Source organism: Microbacterium sp. SL75 (genome assembly GCF_026625865.1).
In the GTDB taxonomy this organism is placed as follows: domain Bacteria; phylum Actinomycetota; class Actinomycetes; order Actinomycetales; family Microbacteriaceae; genus Microbacterium.
Genome location: NZ_CP113067.1, coordinates 3,373,311 through 3,386,771 on the forward strand (window position 1 = coordinate 3,373,311; position 13,461 = coordinate 3,386,771).

Here is a 13,461-nt window from a genome sequence, read left to right on the forward strand (position 1 = left end):
CCGATGTCGGAGGTCCGTTCTACCCTCGCCGCATGGACGTCATCTTGGTTCCCGGTCTGTGGCTCGACGCGTCGTCGTGGGACGACATCATCCCCGCCCTCGAGGCGGCCGACCATCGTCCGCATCCGTTGACTCTGCCTGGACCAGCCGTGGGCGACCTGGTCGTCGATGACTGGGTCGATGCGGTCGTCGCAGAGATCGACCGCATCGGTGGCCGGGTGATCCTCGTCGGGCACTCCGGTGGCGGCAACGTCGTCTGGGGTGCGGCCGACCGCCGGCCCGACGAGGTCGCGCGCGTCATCCTCGTCGACACGATCGTGCCGCATCCGGGCGCGATGATCTCCGAATTCCCCATCGGGGACGGTGTCGTGCACTTCCCCGGGTGGGACTTCTTCGACGAAGACGACGTCGCCGACCTCGACCCACAGACGCGAGAGCGCACCGCGCAGCAGGTCGTCGATGTGCCCGGCCGCGTGCCGAGCTCGCGGATCACCCTGAGCGACGAGCGGCGATTCACCGTGCCCGTGACGATCCTGTCGGGGCAGCTCGATGCAGAAGCCCTCCCGCGGGTGCTCGCCGAGTGGGGTGCGTACGCCGAGGAGGTCGACCGCCTCGACAGTCTCGAGGTCGTGCGGCTCGGCTCCGGCCACTGGCCGCAGTTCTCGCAGCCCCAGCGGTTCGCCGAGAAGCTGGTCGCCGCGGTGCGGTGAGAAACCGGGCCCGATCGATAGGGCGATGGTGTCGCGCCGGGCCTTCGGGTTCTGGGGTGAGCCGGACTCCCGGCGTCAGTGCCCCATGCCGAGGCCGCCGTCGACCGGAATCACGGCACCCGAGATGTACGCGGCGTCGTCACCGGCGAGCCACGTGACGACTCCGGCGACCTCGTCGGGAGAGGCGAAACGTCCGGCGGGGATGTTCTTCTTGTACTCGGACTGGGTGTCGGCGGGAAGCTCGGCCGTCATGTCGGTCTCGATGAAGCCCGGTGCCACGACGTTCGCCGTGATCCCGCGACCGCCGAGTTCCCGCGTGAGCGAGCGGGCGAAGCCGACGAGCGCGCTCTTGGAGGCGGCGTAGTTGATCTGACCGGCCGAACCGTACAGACCGACGACGCTCGAGATGAGGATGACACGACCCCAGCGCGCCTTGAGCATGCCCTTGGAAGCGCGCTTGACCACGCGGAAGGCGCCACCGAGGTTGGTGTTGACGACGCTGTCGAAGTCGTCCTCGCTCATGCGGAGCAACAGGGTGTCCTTCGTCACACCGGCGTTCGCTACGACCACTGCGATCGGGCCGAGCTCGGCTTCCACCTGGGTGAAGGCGGCGTCCACGGCGGCGGCGTCGGTCACGTCGGCGCGCACGGTCAGGGTTCCCTCGGGGCCCTCACCGGAGCGGGCGGTCACGGCGACCTTCCATCCCTCGGCGACGAAACGCTCGGCGATGGCTCGACCGATGCCCCGGTTTCCTCCGGTGACGACGACGACGCGGTCCTGGGACATGGTGAGACTCCTGCGCTTGCGGTGACGGAACCGCCCTAGCCTACCGAGGCGACTCCCCCGCCTCGCCCGCCGAGGTTTGACACGGGGTCTGCGCCGCTGGAACGCTGGAGGAACGCGCGACGAAAGGGGCTCCCGTGAGCGACGACCGCACCACCGACCCGCAGCATCCCGAGCACATCGGGTCCGACAACGCGAACGGCGGCGACCAGCCGTCGTCGCCGTACGCTCCGCAGAGCGACACGCCCCCGGCTCCCCCGTACGAGGCAGCGGGGACGTCGGCGTCCGCGGCACCTTCCGGCGCTCCGGCGGACACCGCTACGCCCTACGGAACCCCGACGCCGGAAGCCCCGGCATCCCACACACCCGCGCCCGAGGCCCCCGCCTACGGCGCACCCGCGCCCGAGGCCGGTGCAGCCTACGGCGCGCCCGCCTATGGCGCACCGGCGTACGGGCAGCCCACGACCTCGACCTACGGACAGCCCGCGTACGGTGCCCCGAACGCGGCGTACGGGTACGGGGGCGCCTACGCCGCCCCCGCGCGCACCAACGTTCTCGCGATCGTGTCGCTGGTGGCATCCCTCGTCGGCTTCGTGCTCATCCTCCCGGTGGTGGGATCGATCGCCGGTGTCATCATGGGGCACATCTCGCTCAAGCAGATCAAGGAGCGAGGCGAGCGCGGCCGCGGAATGGCGCTCGCGGGTGTCATCATCGGCTACGTGACGCTCCTGTTCGTCATCCTCTTCATCATCGGGATCTCGATCCTCATCGCCGGCAGCGCCGGTTCCAGCGGCTCGCGCTACGGCGCCTGACGGTCGCGATCAAGCCGCCGGGCGCTCAGGCGCCCGGCGGCTTGTCACGATGTCGAAGAGTCGGCGCGAGAGCGCACCCTGTGTCATCCCCACGGGCGTACCCTGATACCACTGTGAAGACATCGCACACCGCTCAGTCCGCGACGTCGCTCCCCAAGGCACCGAGGGAGGACGCCGATTCCCGTTTCACCAAGTACATGGTGATGATGGGGATCCGCATCGCGTGCTTCATCGCGATGGCCGTCATCACTCCCTACGGCTGGTACACCTTCGTGTTCGCGGCCGGAGCGATCTTCCTGCCCTATCTCGCCGTGATCGTCGCCAACGTCGGCGCCGACCAAGGCTCCACCGAGGCGATCAAACCCGAGCGCGCCATCGAAGCTCCCTCGGCCGTCCCCGCTCCCGCAGCCGCTGCCGAGGGCCCGCTGGTCATCCGTATCGCCGAGACCCCGCGCCTCGACCCTCCGCGCGACAACCGCTCGTGAGCGACGAGCCCGCCGAATGCTCGCGGGCCGGATGCCGAGAAGCCGCCGTCTGGGCGATCCACTGGCGCAACCCGCGCATCCACGCGGCCGACCGCCGCAAGACCTGGGTCGCCTGCGACGAGCACGTCGCCTATCTGCGCGAGTTCCTCAGCGCCCGCGACTTCCCCGTCGAGGTCGCCGCCCTCTCGAGCGATCGCGCGTGAACGCCCTGCCGTCGGACGTACCCTGGAAGGCGTGGTCTGTTCGGTCGAGATGAACGTGCGCATCGAGAGGTGCCCGCGATGAGCGCGCGTGAGATGCCCGCGGCCGGGCGCTGGGCGATCTACGTCGGTATCGCGATCCTCTTCGCGATCGCCTGCGGGTTCCTCTCGAACTGGCAGTTCTCGCGCAACGCCGAGCGCAGCGAGCAACTGCAGCTCGTCGCCGACAACTACGACGCGACCCCGGTCCCCCTCGCGGAGTTGCTCGCCCCCGGCGCCGAGATGAACCCGGGAGACGAGTGGCGTCCCGTGCGCATGCAGGGGCAGTACCTCGCCGACGAGCAGCTGCTGGTCCGCAACCGCGCGCACGGGGGCTCGGCGGCCTTCGAACAGCTCGTGCCGTTCCGACTCGACGACGGCCGCACGTTCCTCGTGGACCGCGGTTGGCTCCCCCCGGGCAACCAGCAGTCGGAACCCGACGACATCCCCGCGCCGCCCTCCGGCGACGTGACCGTCGAGGTCCGTCTGCGCCCCGAAGAGGCCGCCCCGACCTCGGGTCGCACCGCCGAGGCGGGTCAGGTACCCACCATCAATCTCGGACTCGTGGAGGAGCAGGCCGGCCCCATCGAGCAGGGCGCGTACGGCCTGCTCATGTCGGAATCCCCCGCTCCCGCGACCGCCCCCGCCCCGGTCGATCCACCGAGCAACGACCCCGGACCGTACCTCTCGTACGCGGTGCAGTGGATCCTCTTCGCCGTGATGGGCTTCGGTTTCATCACCTACGTGATCATCAACGAGCGCAAGCTCCGCCGCGAAGAGGACGAAGACGAGGACGACGAGGACGCGCTGGTCGAACCCCTCCCCTCGCCCGAGAAGCCCTCCGGTGAGCGCCGTCGCGTCGACCCGGTCGCCCTGCACCGCTCGCGCAAACGCCCGAAGGACCGCGACGCCGACGACGAGGACGCCCTGCTCGACGCACGCTGAGCGCGGGACGGACGGATTTCCAGGCACCCCACAGACGCGTTTCGTCCACCAGCGTCTCGCCGACATCGAAGACGATCGCTCTGACGTCTTCGGGAATCTCTTGACGGGTCACTCGGCGATGGTGCCACGCACCGCGGCCCTTCGCGACCCGCTACGCCAGTGTGATCAGATCCGCGTAGTCGCGACCCCAGATGTCCTCGACCCCGTCGGGCAGGATCAGCACGCGCTCGGGGTTCAGCGCCTCGACGGCGCCCTCGTCGTGCGAGACGAGCACGACGGCGCCCTCGTAGTGCGACAGCGCGCCGAGGATCTCCTCGCGCGAGGCGGGGTCGAGGTTGTTCGTGGGCTCGTCGAGCAACAGCATGTTGGCCGACGAGACGACGAGCGTGGCGAGCGACAGGCGCGTCTTCTCGCCACCCGAGAGGACCCCGGCGGGCTTCAATACGTCCTCGCCGACGAAAAGGAACGATCCCAGCACCTTGCGGGCCTCGGTCGCGGTGATGTGCGGGGCCGACGACATCATGTTCTCGAGCACCGAGCGGTTCACGTCGAGATTCTCGTGCTCCTGGGCGTAGTAGCCGATCTTCAGGCCGTGCCCGGGCTCGAGCTGACCGGTGTCGGGCTGGTCGACTCCGGCGAGAATACGCAGCAGCGTGGTCTTTCCCGCACCGTTCAGCCCCAGGACGACCACGCGCGAGCCGCGATCGATAGCGAGGTCGACGTCGGTGAAGATCTCGAGCGAACCGTACGACTTCGACAGGCCCGAGGCCATGAGCGGCGTCTTGCCGCAGGGCGCGGGCTTGGGGAACCGCAGCTTCGCGACGCGCTCTTCGGCACGCACCTCGTCGAGGCCCGAGAGCATCTTCTCGGCGCGCGCGACCATCTGGTGCGCGGCTGCGGCCTTCGAGGCCTTGGCGCCGAAGCGTGCGGCCTGCAGCTGCAGCGCCGTGGCCTTCTTCTCGACGTTGACGCGCTCCTTCTTGCGACGCTCCTCGTCGGCCACCCGCTGGCGCAGGTAGTTCTTCCAGTTCATGTTGTAGACGTCGATGACCTGGCGATTGGCATCCAGGTAGAAGACACGGTTGACGGTCTCGCCGACGAGCTCGACGTCGTGCGAGATCACGATGAGCCCGCCCTTGTAGCCCTTGAGGAATTCGCGCAGCCACACGACGCTGTCGGCGTCGAGGTGGTTGGTCGGCTCGTCGAGGATCATCGTCTGCGCGTCGGAGAAGAGGATGCGCGCGAGCTCGATGCGGCGACGCTGACCACCCGAGAGGGTCTTCAGCGGCTGATCGAGGATGCGGTCGGGAAGCGAGAGGTTGTGGGCGATGGATGCCGCCTCGGCCTCGGCCGCGTATCCGCCGGCCGCCTCGAAGCGCTCGGTGAAGTTCGCGTACTTCTTCATGGCCTTCGCGGCGACGGCGGGGTCGTCGTCACCCATCGCCATCGACGCCTCGTGCATGCCCAGGGCGAGCGAGCCCAGGCCGCGGGCGTCGAGGATGCGGGTGCGCGCCAGCATCTCGGGGTCGCCCGAGCGCGGGTCCTGCGGCAGGTAACCGAGTTCACCCGAGCGGTCGACGCCGCCGTTGGCGGGCAGCAGGTCTCCGGCGAGCACCTTGGTCAGCGTCGTCTTGCCGGCGCCATTACGCCCGACGAGGCCGATCTTGTCGCCGTCGGAGACGCGGAACGCCACGTCGGACATGAGCACGCGGGCACCCACGCGGATCTCGAGGTCGTGCACGGCGAGCACAGCGAACGTCCGTTCTTCGGGGATGGGGAGTGGCCGACATGGCCAGCCACCCAGTATAAGACGCACCCCTGCATGCCCGCCGACAGCCCGCTATCTCGTCGTGGACGGGTTACCGACGTGGCGCAGCGGACACGTCGGAACGGCGGCCGAGGTTACCTCGATACCGAGACGAATCCCCCGGTCCATCACCCTCTGAGTTTGCGTTCTCACCCGATCCCTGAACTAACCTAAGCCTATCCTTACTTAATACGCAGGAGGCTCTTCGTGTCCCGATTCCGCGCTCTGGCGGCCCTCGCCGTCGGTACCGCCCTCGTCCTCACCGGCTGCGCCGGTACCTCAGCCGCGCCGGGCGCACAGGAAGGTATGTCGACGTCGGCATCGGGTTCCTTCCCCGTCACGATCGACCACGCCTTCGGCGAGACCACGATCGAGGCGGAGCCGCAGCGCGTCGTCACCGTCAGCTGGGGCAACCAGGAGGCGGCGCTCGCCCTCGGCGTCGTCCCGGTCGCCATGCCCAAGGTCACCTGGGGCGACGAAGACGGCGACGGCCTGCTGCCTTGGGTCAAGGACAAGCTCGACGAGCTCGGCGCGCAGACACCCACGCTCATGGATGAGACCGACGGTTTCGACTACGAGGCGATCGCCGACGCCAAGCCCGACGTGATCCTCGGCGCCTACTCCGGCATGACGCAGGAGCAGTACGACACGCTGAGCAAGATCGCCCCCGTCGTGGCGTTCCCCGAGATCGCGTGGGGCACCTCTTGGCAGCAGATGACGCTGGCGGATGCCAAAGCCCTCGGCCGCGAAGAGCAGGCGGAGCAGCTGATCGGCGACCTCGAGAAGCACGTGACCGACGAGTCGGCGAAGTACCCCGCCCTCGCCGGCAAGAAGACGCTGTTCACCTCGCTCGACCCGACCGACCTGAGCACCGTCGGCTTCTACTCGCTCAAGGACCCCCGCGCGCTGTACCTCTCCGAGCTCGGTATGACCCCCTCGTCGGCCGTCGAGACCGCGAGCAAGGACAGCGAGACGTTCTGGTTCACGCAGAGCACCGAGAACATCGAGTCCTTCGCCGACGTCGACGTCATCGTCGGTTACGGAACCCCGGCGCTCCTGACCCAGTTGCAGGCCGACCCGCTGTGGTCGCGCATCCCCGCCATCAAGAGCGGTGCCGTCGCGCTGCTCACCGACAACACCTCGATCGCCGCGGCGGGCAACCCCAGCCCGCTGTCGATCGGCACCTCGTACGGCGACGACTTCATCGGCCTCGTGGGCGCGGCGGCCGACAAGGCCGGCAAGTGATCGCGTTCTCCCCCGCACCGGCGCGATGACTCGTCTCGCCCCGGCATCGACCGCCCCCGTCGACGCAGATCCGCGTCGACGGGGGCGGCGACGCGTGCTCTGGGTCGTCCTGTTCGCCGCGGCCCTGGCCGTCGTCGCCGTGCTCTCCGTGACGTTCGGAGCCCGTGACGTCGCACCCGCCGACATCTGGGCCGGCCTCACCGGCTCGACCGACACCGCGTCGGCCGCCGCGGTCGGCAAGCGCGTCCCGCGCACCATCCTCGCCATGCTCGTCGGTGCCGCCCTCGCCGTGGCCGGGGCCGTACTCCAGGGCGCCACGCGCAACCCTCTCGCCGACCCGCAGATCCTCGGGATCAACGGCGGTGCGTCGCTCGCGATCGTCTCGGGCATCGCGTTCTTCGGCCTCAGCTCGGCATCCGGCTACATCTGGACCGGCATGATCGGCGCGGCCGCGGCCGCCGTCTTCGTCTACGCGATCGGGTCGCTCGGTCGAGGCGGACCCACGCCCCTGCGCCTGGCTCTCGCCGGAGCCGTCACCGCCGTCGCGTTCAGCTCGCTGATCAGCGCGATTCTGCTCCCCCGCATCAACGTCATGAACGTCTTCCGCTTCTGGCAGATCGGCGGCGTGGGAGGCGCCACCCCCGACACGATCCTGCAGGTACTGCCCTTCCTTCTGGTGGGCCTCCTCGTCTGCCTCGCGAGCGCGTCGGCCCTGAACACCCTCGCTCTCGGCGACGAGCTCGCCGCGGGTCTCGGCGCTCGCGTCCGCACGGCGCGCCTCGTCGCCTCGGCAGGGGCGGTCATCCTGTGCGGCGCCGCGACGGCCGTGGCCGGTCCGATCGGCTTCGTCGGTCTCGTCGTCCCGCACATCTGCCGCCTGCTCGTGGGGGTCGACCATCGCTGGCTGCTCCCCGTCTCGGCCGCAGGCGGGGGCATCCTGCTCACCGTGTCCGACATCGTGGGGCGCGTCATCGCCCGCCCCGAAGAGATCGAGGTCGGCATCGTGACCGCGCTGATCGGCGCCCCCTTCTTCATCGCCCTCGTTCGTCGCCAGAAGATGAGGGCCCTGTGAGCACGCACACCTCCCCACGGGTGGCCACCGCGAGCGTCGTGCCCGATGCCCTGGCATCCGTCGTCGCCGGCCGCCGCCGTCGCCGTCACCGTTGGACGCTCGTCACGGTCGTCCTCGCGATCGCGGTCGTCGTCGCCTTCGCCCTGTCGCTCATGATCGGCCAGACCTTCTACACCCCCGCCGAGGTATGGGGCGTGCTGAGCGGACAACGGGTGGCCGGCGCCTCGTTCACGGTCGGCGAACTGCGCCTTCCCCGCGCGCTGACCGGCCTTCTCACGGGACTCTGCTTCGGCATGGGCGGTGTCGTCTTCCAGTCGATGCTGCGTAACGCCCTCGCCAGCCCCGACGTGATCGGCATCAATACCGGCGCCAGCGCCGCGGCTGTCTTCGGCATCGTCGTGCTGGGGTGGGGCGAGACCGCCGTCTCGGTCGTCGCGATGGCCGCGGCCCTCGCCGTCGCCCTGTCGATCTACCTCCTCGCCTACCGCAAGGGCGGGTCCGGTGCGCGGCTGATCCTCATCGGCATCGGCGTCGCCGCGATGTGCCAGGCGGTCGTGTCCTACGTCATCTCTCGCGCCGCCGAGTGGGACCTTCCCGCCGCGATGCGCTGGATCACCGGAAACCTCAACGACGCCACGTGGGACCGCGCCCTCCCGGTCGCCGGAGCCGTCGTCATCCTCGGACCGATCCTGCTCGCTCTGTCGGGCCGCCTCGAGATCCTGCGGATGGGCGACGACACCGCCGCCGCCGTCGGGCTCCCCGTCGAGCGCACGCGCCTGCTGCTCATCGTGGCGGCCGTGGGCCTGCTGGCCTTCGGCACCGCCGCGGCCGGTCCCATCGCCTTCGTGTCCTTCTTGGCGGGCCCCATCGCCGTACGCCTGCTCGGCCCCGTCGGCTCTCCCGTGCTCCCCGCCGGTCTCCTCGGCGCCCTGCTGGTGCTCGTGGCCGACTTCTGCGCCCAGTACGCGTTCGGAACGCGTCTGCCCGTGGGCGTCATCACCGGCGTGCTGGGCGCGCCGTATCTCATCTACCTGCTCGTTCGCAGCAGCCGAACCGGAGGAACCACGCTATGACCGTCGAGCGCTCCCTGGTAGCCGAGGGCGTCACCCTCGGCTACGGAGACCGGACCATCGTCCACTCTCTCGACCTGGAGATCCCGCCGGGCAAGGTCACGACCATCGTCGGCGCGAACGCGTGCGGCAAGTCGACGCTGCTCAAGGCCATGGCGCGCCTGCTCGCGCCCTCCGCGGGGCAGGTGCTGCTCGACGGCAAGTCCATCCACCGCCAGCCCACCAAGCAGGTCGCGCGAGTGTTGGGGCTCCTCCCCCAGTCGCCGATCGCCCCCGACGGCATCGCCGTGTCCGATCTCGTCAGCCGCGGCCGCCACCCCCACCAGGGCGCGCTGTCGCGCTGGACGAGCGCCGACGACGCCGCGGTGGCACGCGCCCTCGACGCCACCGACGTCGCGCACCTCGCCGACCGCCCCGTCGACGAACTCAGCGGCGGCCAGCGCCAGCGCGTGTGGATCGCGATGGCCCTCGCTCAAGAGACCGACGTCCTGCTCCTCGACGAGCCGACGACGTTCCTCGACATCAGCCACCAGATCGACGTCCTCGACCTGCTCGCCGACCTCAACCGCGACCGCGGAACCACGGTGGCCATGGTGCTCCACGACCTCAACCTCGCCGCCCGTTACGCCGACCACCTCGTGGCCATGGCGCAGGGCGAGGTCATCGCCGCCGGAGACCCCGCCGAGGTCCTCACCGAAGAGACCGTGCGCCGCGTCTTCGGCCTCGACAGCCGCGTCGTACCCGACCCGCTGACCGGGCGGCCCATGGTCATCCCGATCGGTCGGCACCACACGGTGGCCGAGCCGGAGCAGGCGCAGACGGCCTGACGCTCCGAGAACGAGACAAGCCCCGGCCTCGGCCGGGGCTTGTCTCGTGGGGCGTGGAACGTGCCGCTTACGCCGTGCGCTCGACCTGACCCGCGCGCCAGTACCCCATGAACGCCACACGCCCGCGGTCGACGCCGCAGCCGGAGACGAGCATGCGGCGCAGCAGCTTCACCGTCGACGATTCGCCCGCGATCCAGGCGTAGAACTCCCCCTCGGCGTCGGCCGGGCTGTCCCACAGCAGCTCGACGTCGAGGTCGATGTCTTCGAGCACCTGCGGGCGGGGCGCGGCCGCCCGCGCCAGAACGTCACCGGATGCCGCGGTCCAGGCCTCCATGGCCTCGATCAACGCCTCGCCATGGGGCCGTTCGCCACGCGGAAGCCAGGTGACGCGCGCATCGCCGCTTCGCACCGGAAGGGCGTCGTCGACATCGGGCACCTCGATGAACGCGTCGACCTCGAGACCCGGCTCGAGACCCTCAAGCACAGCGCAGATCGCCGGAGCGGCGGTCTCGTCGCCGGCCAGCACGATGCGACGAGCCGTACCGGGATGGAAGTCGATCCCCTGCGCCGACTCGGGGCTGCGCGCGTCGGGCCCGACGACCACGAGCTGGTCGCCGACGGTCGCGGCCTCGGCCCACGAACCCGCGGGGCCGGCGTCGTGGTGCACGACGAAGTCGATGTCGAGCTCGAGCGCCTCGGGATCGATCCGGCGCACGGTGTAGGTACGGAACGGCATCCGCTGCTCGTCGGGAAGGTCGCGCCAGCGGATGTACCACTCGCCGTTGGCGATGGCGTCCGGGTCCTCCTGCCCGATGTCGCAGACGGTGCCGTCGCGACCGGGCAGGACCAGCTTGACGCGCTGGTCGCGACGGTCGGTGCCGAAGACGTCGAAGTCGGGCGATGTGAACGTCACGCGCACGAAGTGCGGCGAGAGTCGCCGCGCTTCCTTCACCACGGCGACGTACGGGCGGTAGGCGGGACGCGTGGCAGTGATCACGAGATAAGGATACCCTTACCTTGTCCCGAATGCCACGCCGCTGCCTCGACGACGAGGTACCCCGCCGGGCTATCCGCGATCGACGAGTCCCCCGATGCGCTCTATCGCCTCGCGCAGCACCTCGGGCGCGCACCCGACGTTGATGCGCACGTGCCCCACGCCCTCGACACCGAAGAGCGGCCCGTGATGCAGGGCCACCTGGGCCTCGCGACGGATGAACGGAGCGGGGTTGTCGCCCCAGCCGTACGCCGAGACGTCGACCCACGCGAGGAACCCCGCCTCGGGAACGCGATAGCGCGCAAGCGGCAGATGCTCGGCGAGCAGGTCGGCGAGCAGCCGGCGATTGGAATCCAGGGCCACGAGCAGCGACGCGAGCCACTCGTCGCTGTCGACGGAGAACGCCGCGCGATTTGCGATGACGCCGAACAGCCCCGCTCGCCACTCCACCTCCCACGGGAGCCCGCGGACGACGGCGGCCGTGTCCTCCGCCCCCGTCACGATGACCGCGCACTTGAGGCCGGCGAGGTTGTACGTCTTGCTCGCGCTCGTCACGGTGTAGCCGACCGCGGCGGCATCGTCGCCGGCATCCAGGAAGGGGGTGAACACCGCCGGGGCGTGAGTGAGCGGCGCGTGGATCTCGTCGCTGACCACGCTGGCGCCGTAACGCCGGGCCAGACGCGCGAGGGCCGCGAGCGACTCACGCGAGTGCACGGTTCCGGTCGGGTTGTGCGGGTTGCACAGCAGCACGGCACGCGCGCCCCCGGCCAGCGCCCGCTCGATGCCATCGAGATCCAGACTCCACCGTTCGCCGTCGTCCACCAGCGGGACGCGCTCGACCACGGCCCCCGCCTCCTCGACGGTGTCGTAGAACGGCGGATACACCGGCGGCGTCACGACCACCCGGTCGCCGGGCGAGGTCACCGCGCGCAGCACCTCGACGACGCCCATCATCACGTCGCCCGTCCAGCGGATGCGCGCCGCATCCGGCCGCCACCCCCACTGCCGCTCGGCGAAGTCGGCGAAGTCGAGATCGATGCCCGGTCGCGGCGGGGTGTACCCCGTGTCACCGATCTCGACGGCCCGGTGCAGAGCGTTCGTGATGGCCGGCGCGAGCGGAAAATCGGTCTCGGCCACGAACATCGGGATCACGTCATCGTCGTAGGAACGCCATTTCGTGCTGCTGCGCTGGCGCAGAAGTTCGAGCGGCAGGGCCTGCAACGGGAGAACGCTCATGCGAAAAGCCTAACGAGAGCCCCGGATGCCGAGCATCCGGCGCGTCAGAGGAGGACACACGGCGCGCAAGGAACCACGAACGCCCACCCCCGGAGGGATGGGCGTCCATGAGAGGGTCTCAGATCGCGAAACCGAGGGCGCGCATCATGTCGCGGCCGTCGTCGGTGATCCGTTCGGGGCCCCACGGCGGCATCCACACCCAGTTGATGCGGAAGCGTTCCACGACGTTGTCGAGGGCCTGGGCCGTCTGCTCTTCGAGCACGTCGGTCAGCGGGCAGCCGGCCGAGGTAAGGGTCATGTGGATGACGAGCGCGTCGTTCTCGTCATCCCACGCGAGATCGTAGATGAGGCCGAGGTCGACGACGTTGATCCCCAGTTCGGGGTCCATGACGTCTTTGAGAGCCTCGGTGACCTCGTCGTACTTCTCGGGAGCGAGGGTTGCGGTCATGTAACGATCCTACGCGTCGATCGGCGTACCGGCCTCGAGGAAGCGGTCGTAACCCTCTTCTTCGAGTCGGTCGGCGAGCTCGGGCCCGCCCTCTTCGACGATGCGGCCCTTGACGACCACGTGCACGAAGTCGGGGCGGATGTAGCGCAGGATTCGCGTGTAGTGGGTGATGAGCAGCACACCGAGATCGGTCTGCTCCTTCGCGCGGTTCACACCCTCGGACACGATCTTCAGCGCGTCGACGTCGAGACCCGAGTCGGTCTCGTCGAGCACGGCGATCTTCGGCTTGAGAAGCTCGAGCTGGAGGATCTCGTGACGCTTCTTCTCGCCGCCCGAGAAGCCCTCGTTCACATTGCGGGAGGCGAACTTCGGGTCCATGCGGAGGTTCTCCATGGCGCCCTTGACGTCCTTGGTCCACGAGCGGATCGCCGGGGCCTCGCCGTCGATGGCCGTCTTGGCGGTGCGCAGGAAGTTCGTGACGGTGACGCCGGGGATCTCGACCGGGTACTGCATCGCCAGGAAGAGGCCCGCGCGAGCGCGCTCGTCGACGCTCATCTCGAGGACGTCCTCGCCGTCGAGCGTGATGGAGCCGCTCGTGACGGTGTACTTGGGGTGACCGGCGATCGTGTACGCCAGGGTCGACTTGCCCGAGCCGTTGGGGCCCATGATCGCGTGGGTCTCACCGGTGCGCATGGTGAGCGTCACGCCGTTGAGGATCGGGGTCGTACCGTTCTCCGTCTCGACCGTCACGTGGAGGTCGCGGATCTCGAGGACAGACATGGTGTTCC

Annotated in this window: 15 protein-coding genes; 9 read left to right on the forward strand and 6 right to left on the reverse strand. The window is 69.6% G+C overall.

The window, feature by feature from the left end; genetic code table 11:
* Window positions 1-32: 32 nt before the first annotated feature.
* On the forward strand, window positions 33-710 hold the full coding sequence (locus OVA17_RS16080) for an alpha/beta fold hydrolase (protein ID WP_267787443.1): 678 nt from the start codon (window positions 33-35) through the stop codon (window positions 708-710).
* Window positions 711-785: 75 nt separating this feature from the next.
* On the opposite strand, the gene fabG is transcribed toward OVA17_RS16080, so the two are convergent.
* On the reverse strand, window positions 786-1,496 hold the full coding sequence (gene fabG, locus OVA17_RS16085) for a 3-oxoacyl-ACP reductase FabG (protein WP_267787444.1): 711 nt from the start codon (window positions 1,494-1,496) through the stop codon (window positions 786-788).
* Window positions 1,497-1,630: 134 nt separating this feature from the next.
* Here fabG and OVA17_RS16090 point away from each other — a divergent pair, with 134 nt between their 5' ends.
* The 4 genes from OVA17_RS16090 to OVA17_RS16105 all read left to right on the forward strand — a co-directional run bounded on the left by OVA17_RS16090 (window position 1,631) and on the right by OVA17_RS16105 (window position 3,974).
* On the forward strand, window positions 1,631-2,305 hold the full coding sequence (locus tag OVA17_RS16090) for a DUF4190 domain-containing protein (protein ID WP_267787445.1): 675 nt from the start codon (window positions 1,631-1,633) through the stop codon (window positions 2,303-2,305).
* A gap of 113 nt (window positions 2,306-2,418) precedes the next feature.
* The gene (locus OVA17_RS16095; protein ID WP_267787446.1) at window positions 2,419-2,790 is read left to right on the forward strand and encodes a DUF3099 domain-containing protein; all 372 of its coding nucleotides are present in this window, start codon (window positions 2,419-2,421) and stop codon (window positions 2,788-2,790) included.
* Window positions 2,787-2,993, forward strand: coding sequence for a hypothetical protein (locus tag OVA17_RS16100; protein ID WP_210076610.1), 207 nt, complete (start codon window positions 2,787-2,789; stop codon window positions 2,991-2,993). The genes OVA17_RS16095 and OVA17_RS16100 overlap by 4 nt, the downstream gene beginning before the upstream one ends.
* A gap of 78 nt (window positions 2,994-3,071) precedes the next feature.
* Window positions 3,072-3,974, forward strand: coding sequence for an SURF1 family protein (locus tag OVA17_RS16105; protein ID WP_267787447.1), 903 nt, complete (start codon window positions 3,072-3,074; stop codon window positions 3,972-3,974).
* A 151-nt stretch (window positions 3,975-4,125) separates the two neighbouring features.
* Here OVA17_RS16105 and OVA17_RS16110 read toward each other — a convergent pair whose 3' ends face one another.
* Entirely contained in the window at window positions 4,126-5,724 is a 1,599-nt protein-coding gene (locus tag OVA17_RS16110; RefSeq protein ID WP_267787448.1) for an ABC-F family ATP-binding cassette domain-containing protein, read from the reverse strand.
* 264 nt (window positions 5,725-5,988) lie between these two features.
* Here OVA17_RS16110 and OVA17_RS16115 point away from each other — a divergent pair, with 264 nt between their 5' ends.
* Genes OVA17_RS16115 through OVA17_RS16130 form a run of 4 tightly spaced genes read left to right on the forward strand, consistent with a single transcriptional unit; the run spans window position 5,989 to window position 9,995 of the window.
* A complete protein-coding gene (locus OVA17_RS16115) occupies window positions 5,989-7,026 on the forward strand; it encodes an iron-siderophore ABC transporter substrate-binding protein (protein WP_267787449.1) in 1,038 nt (345 codons plus the stop codon).
* Between the two features lie 25 nt (window positions 7,027-7,051).
* Window positions 7,052-8,098, forward strand: coding sequence for a FecCD family ABC transporter permease (locus OVA17_RS16120; protein WP_267787450.1), 1,047 nt, complete (start codon window positions 7,052-7,054; stop codon window positions 8,096-8,098).
* Window positions 8,095-9,171 (forward strand): FecCD family ABC transporter permease, encoded by a 1,077-nt coding sequence (locus tag OVA17_RS16125; protein WP_373458854.1) that lies wholly within the window; start codon window positions 8,095-8,097, stop codon window positions 9,169-9,171. The genes OVA17_RS16120 and OVA17_RS16125 overlap by 4 nt, the downstream gene beginning before the upstream one ends.
* Complete coding sequence (locus tag OVA17_RS16130) at window positions 9,168-9,995, forward strand: ABC transporter ATP-binding protein (protein ID WP_267787451.1); 828 nt, start codon at window positions 9,168-9,170, stop codon at window positions 9,993-9,995. The genes OVA17_RS16125 and OVA17_RS16130 overlap by 4 nt, the downstream gene beginning before the upstream one ends.
* 67 nt (window positions 9,996-10,062) lie before the next feature.
* Here the strand turns inward: OVA17_RS16130 and OVA17_RS16135 are convergent, their stop codons facing one another.
* The 4 genes from OVA17_RS16135 to sufC all read right to left on the reverse strand — a co-directional run bounded on the left by OVA17_RS16135 (window position 10,063) and on the right by sufC (window position 13,453).
* Entirely contained in the window at window positions 10,063-10,992 is a 930-nt protein-coding gene (locus OVA17_RS16135; RefSeq protein ID WP_267787452.1) for a siderophore-interacting protein, read from the reverse strand.
* Window positions 10,993-11,061: 69 nt separating this feature from the next.
* Window positions 11,062-12,225, reverse strand: coding sequence for a MalY/PatB family protein (locus OVA17_RS16140; RefSeq protein ID WP_267787453.1), 1,164 nt, complete (start codon window positions 12,223-12,225; stop codon window positions 11,062-11,064).
* A 118-nt stretch (window positions 12,226-12,343) separates the two neighbouring features.
* On the reverse strand, window positions 12,344-12,673 hold the full coding sequence (locus tag OVA17_RS16145) for a metal-sulfur cluster assembly factor (RefSeq protein ID WP_056232125.1): 330 nt from the start codon (window positions 12,671-12,673) through the stop codon (window positions 12,344-12,346).
* A 9-nt stretch (window positions 12,674-12,682) separates the two neighbouring features.
* Complete coding sequence (sufC, locus tag OVA17_RS16150; RefSeq protein WP_056232130.1) at window positions 12,683-13,453, reverse strand: Fe-S cluster assembly ATPase SufC; 771 nt, start codon at window positions 13,451-13,453, stop codon at window positions 12,683-12,685.
* Window positions 13,454-13,461: the final 8 nt, after the last annotated feature.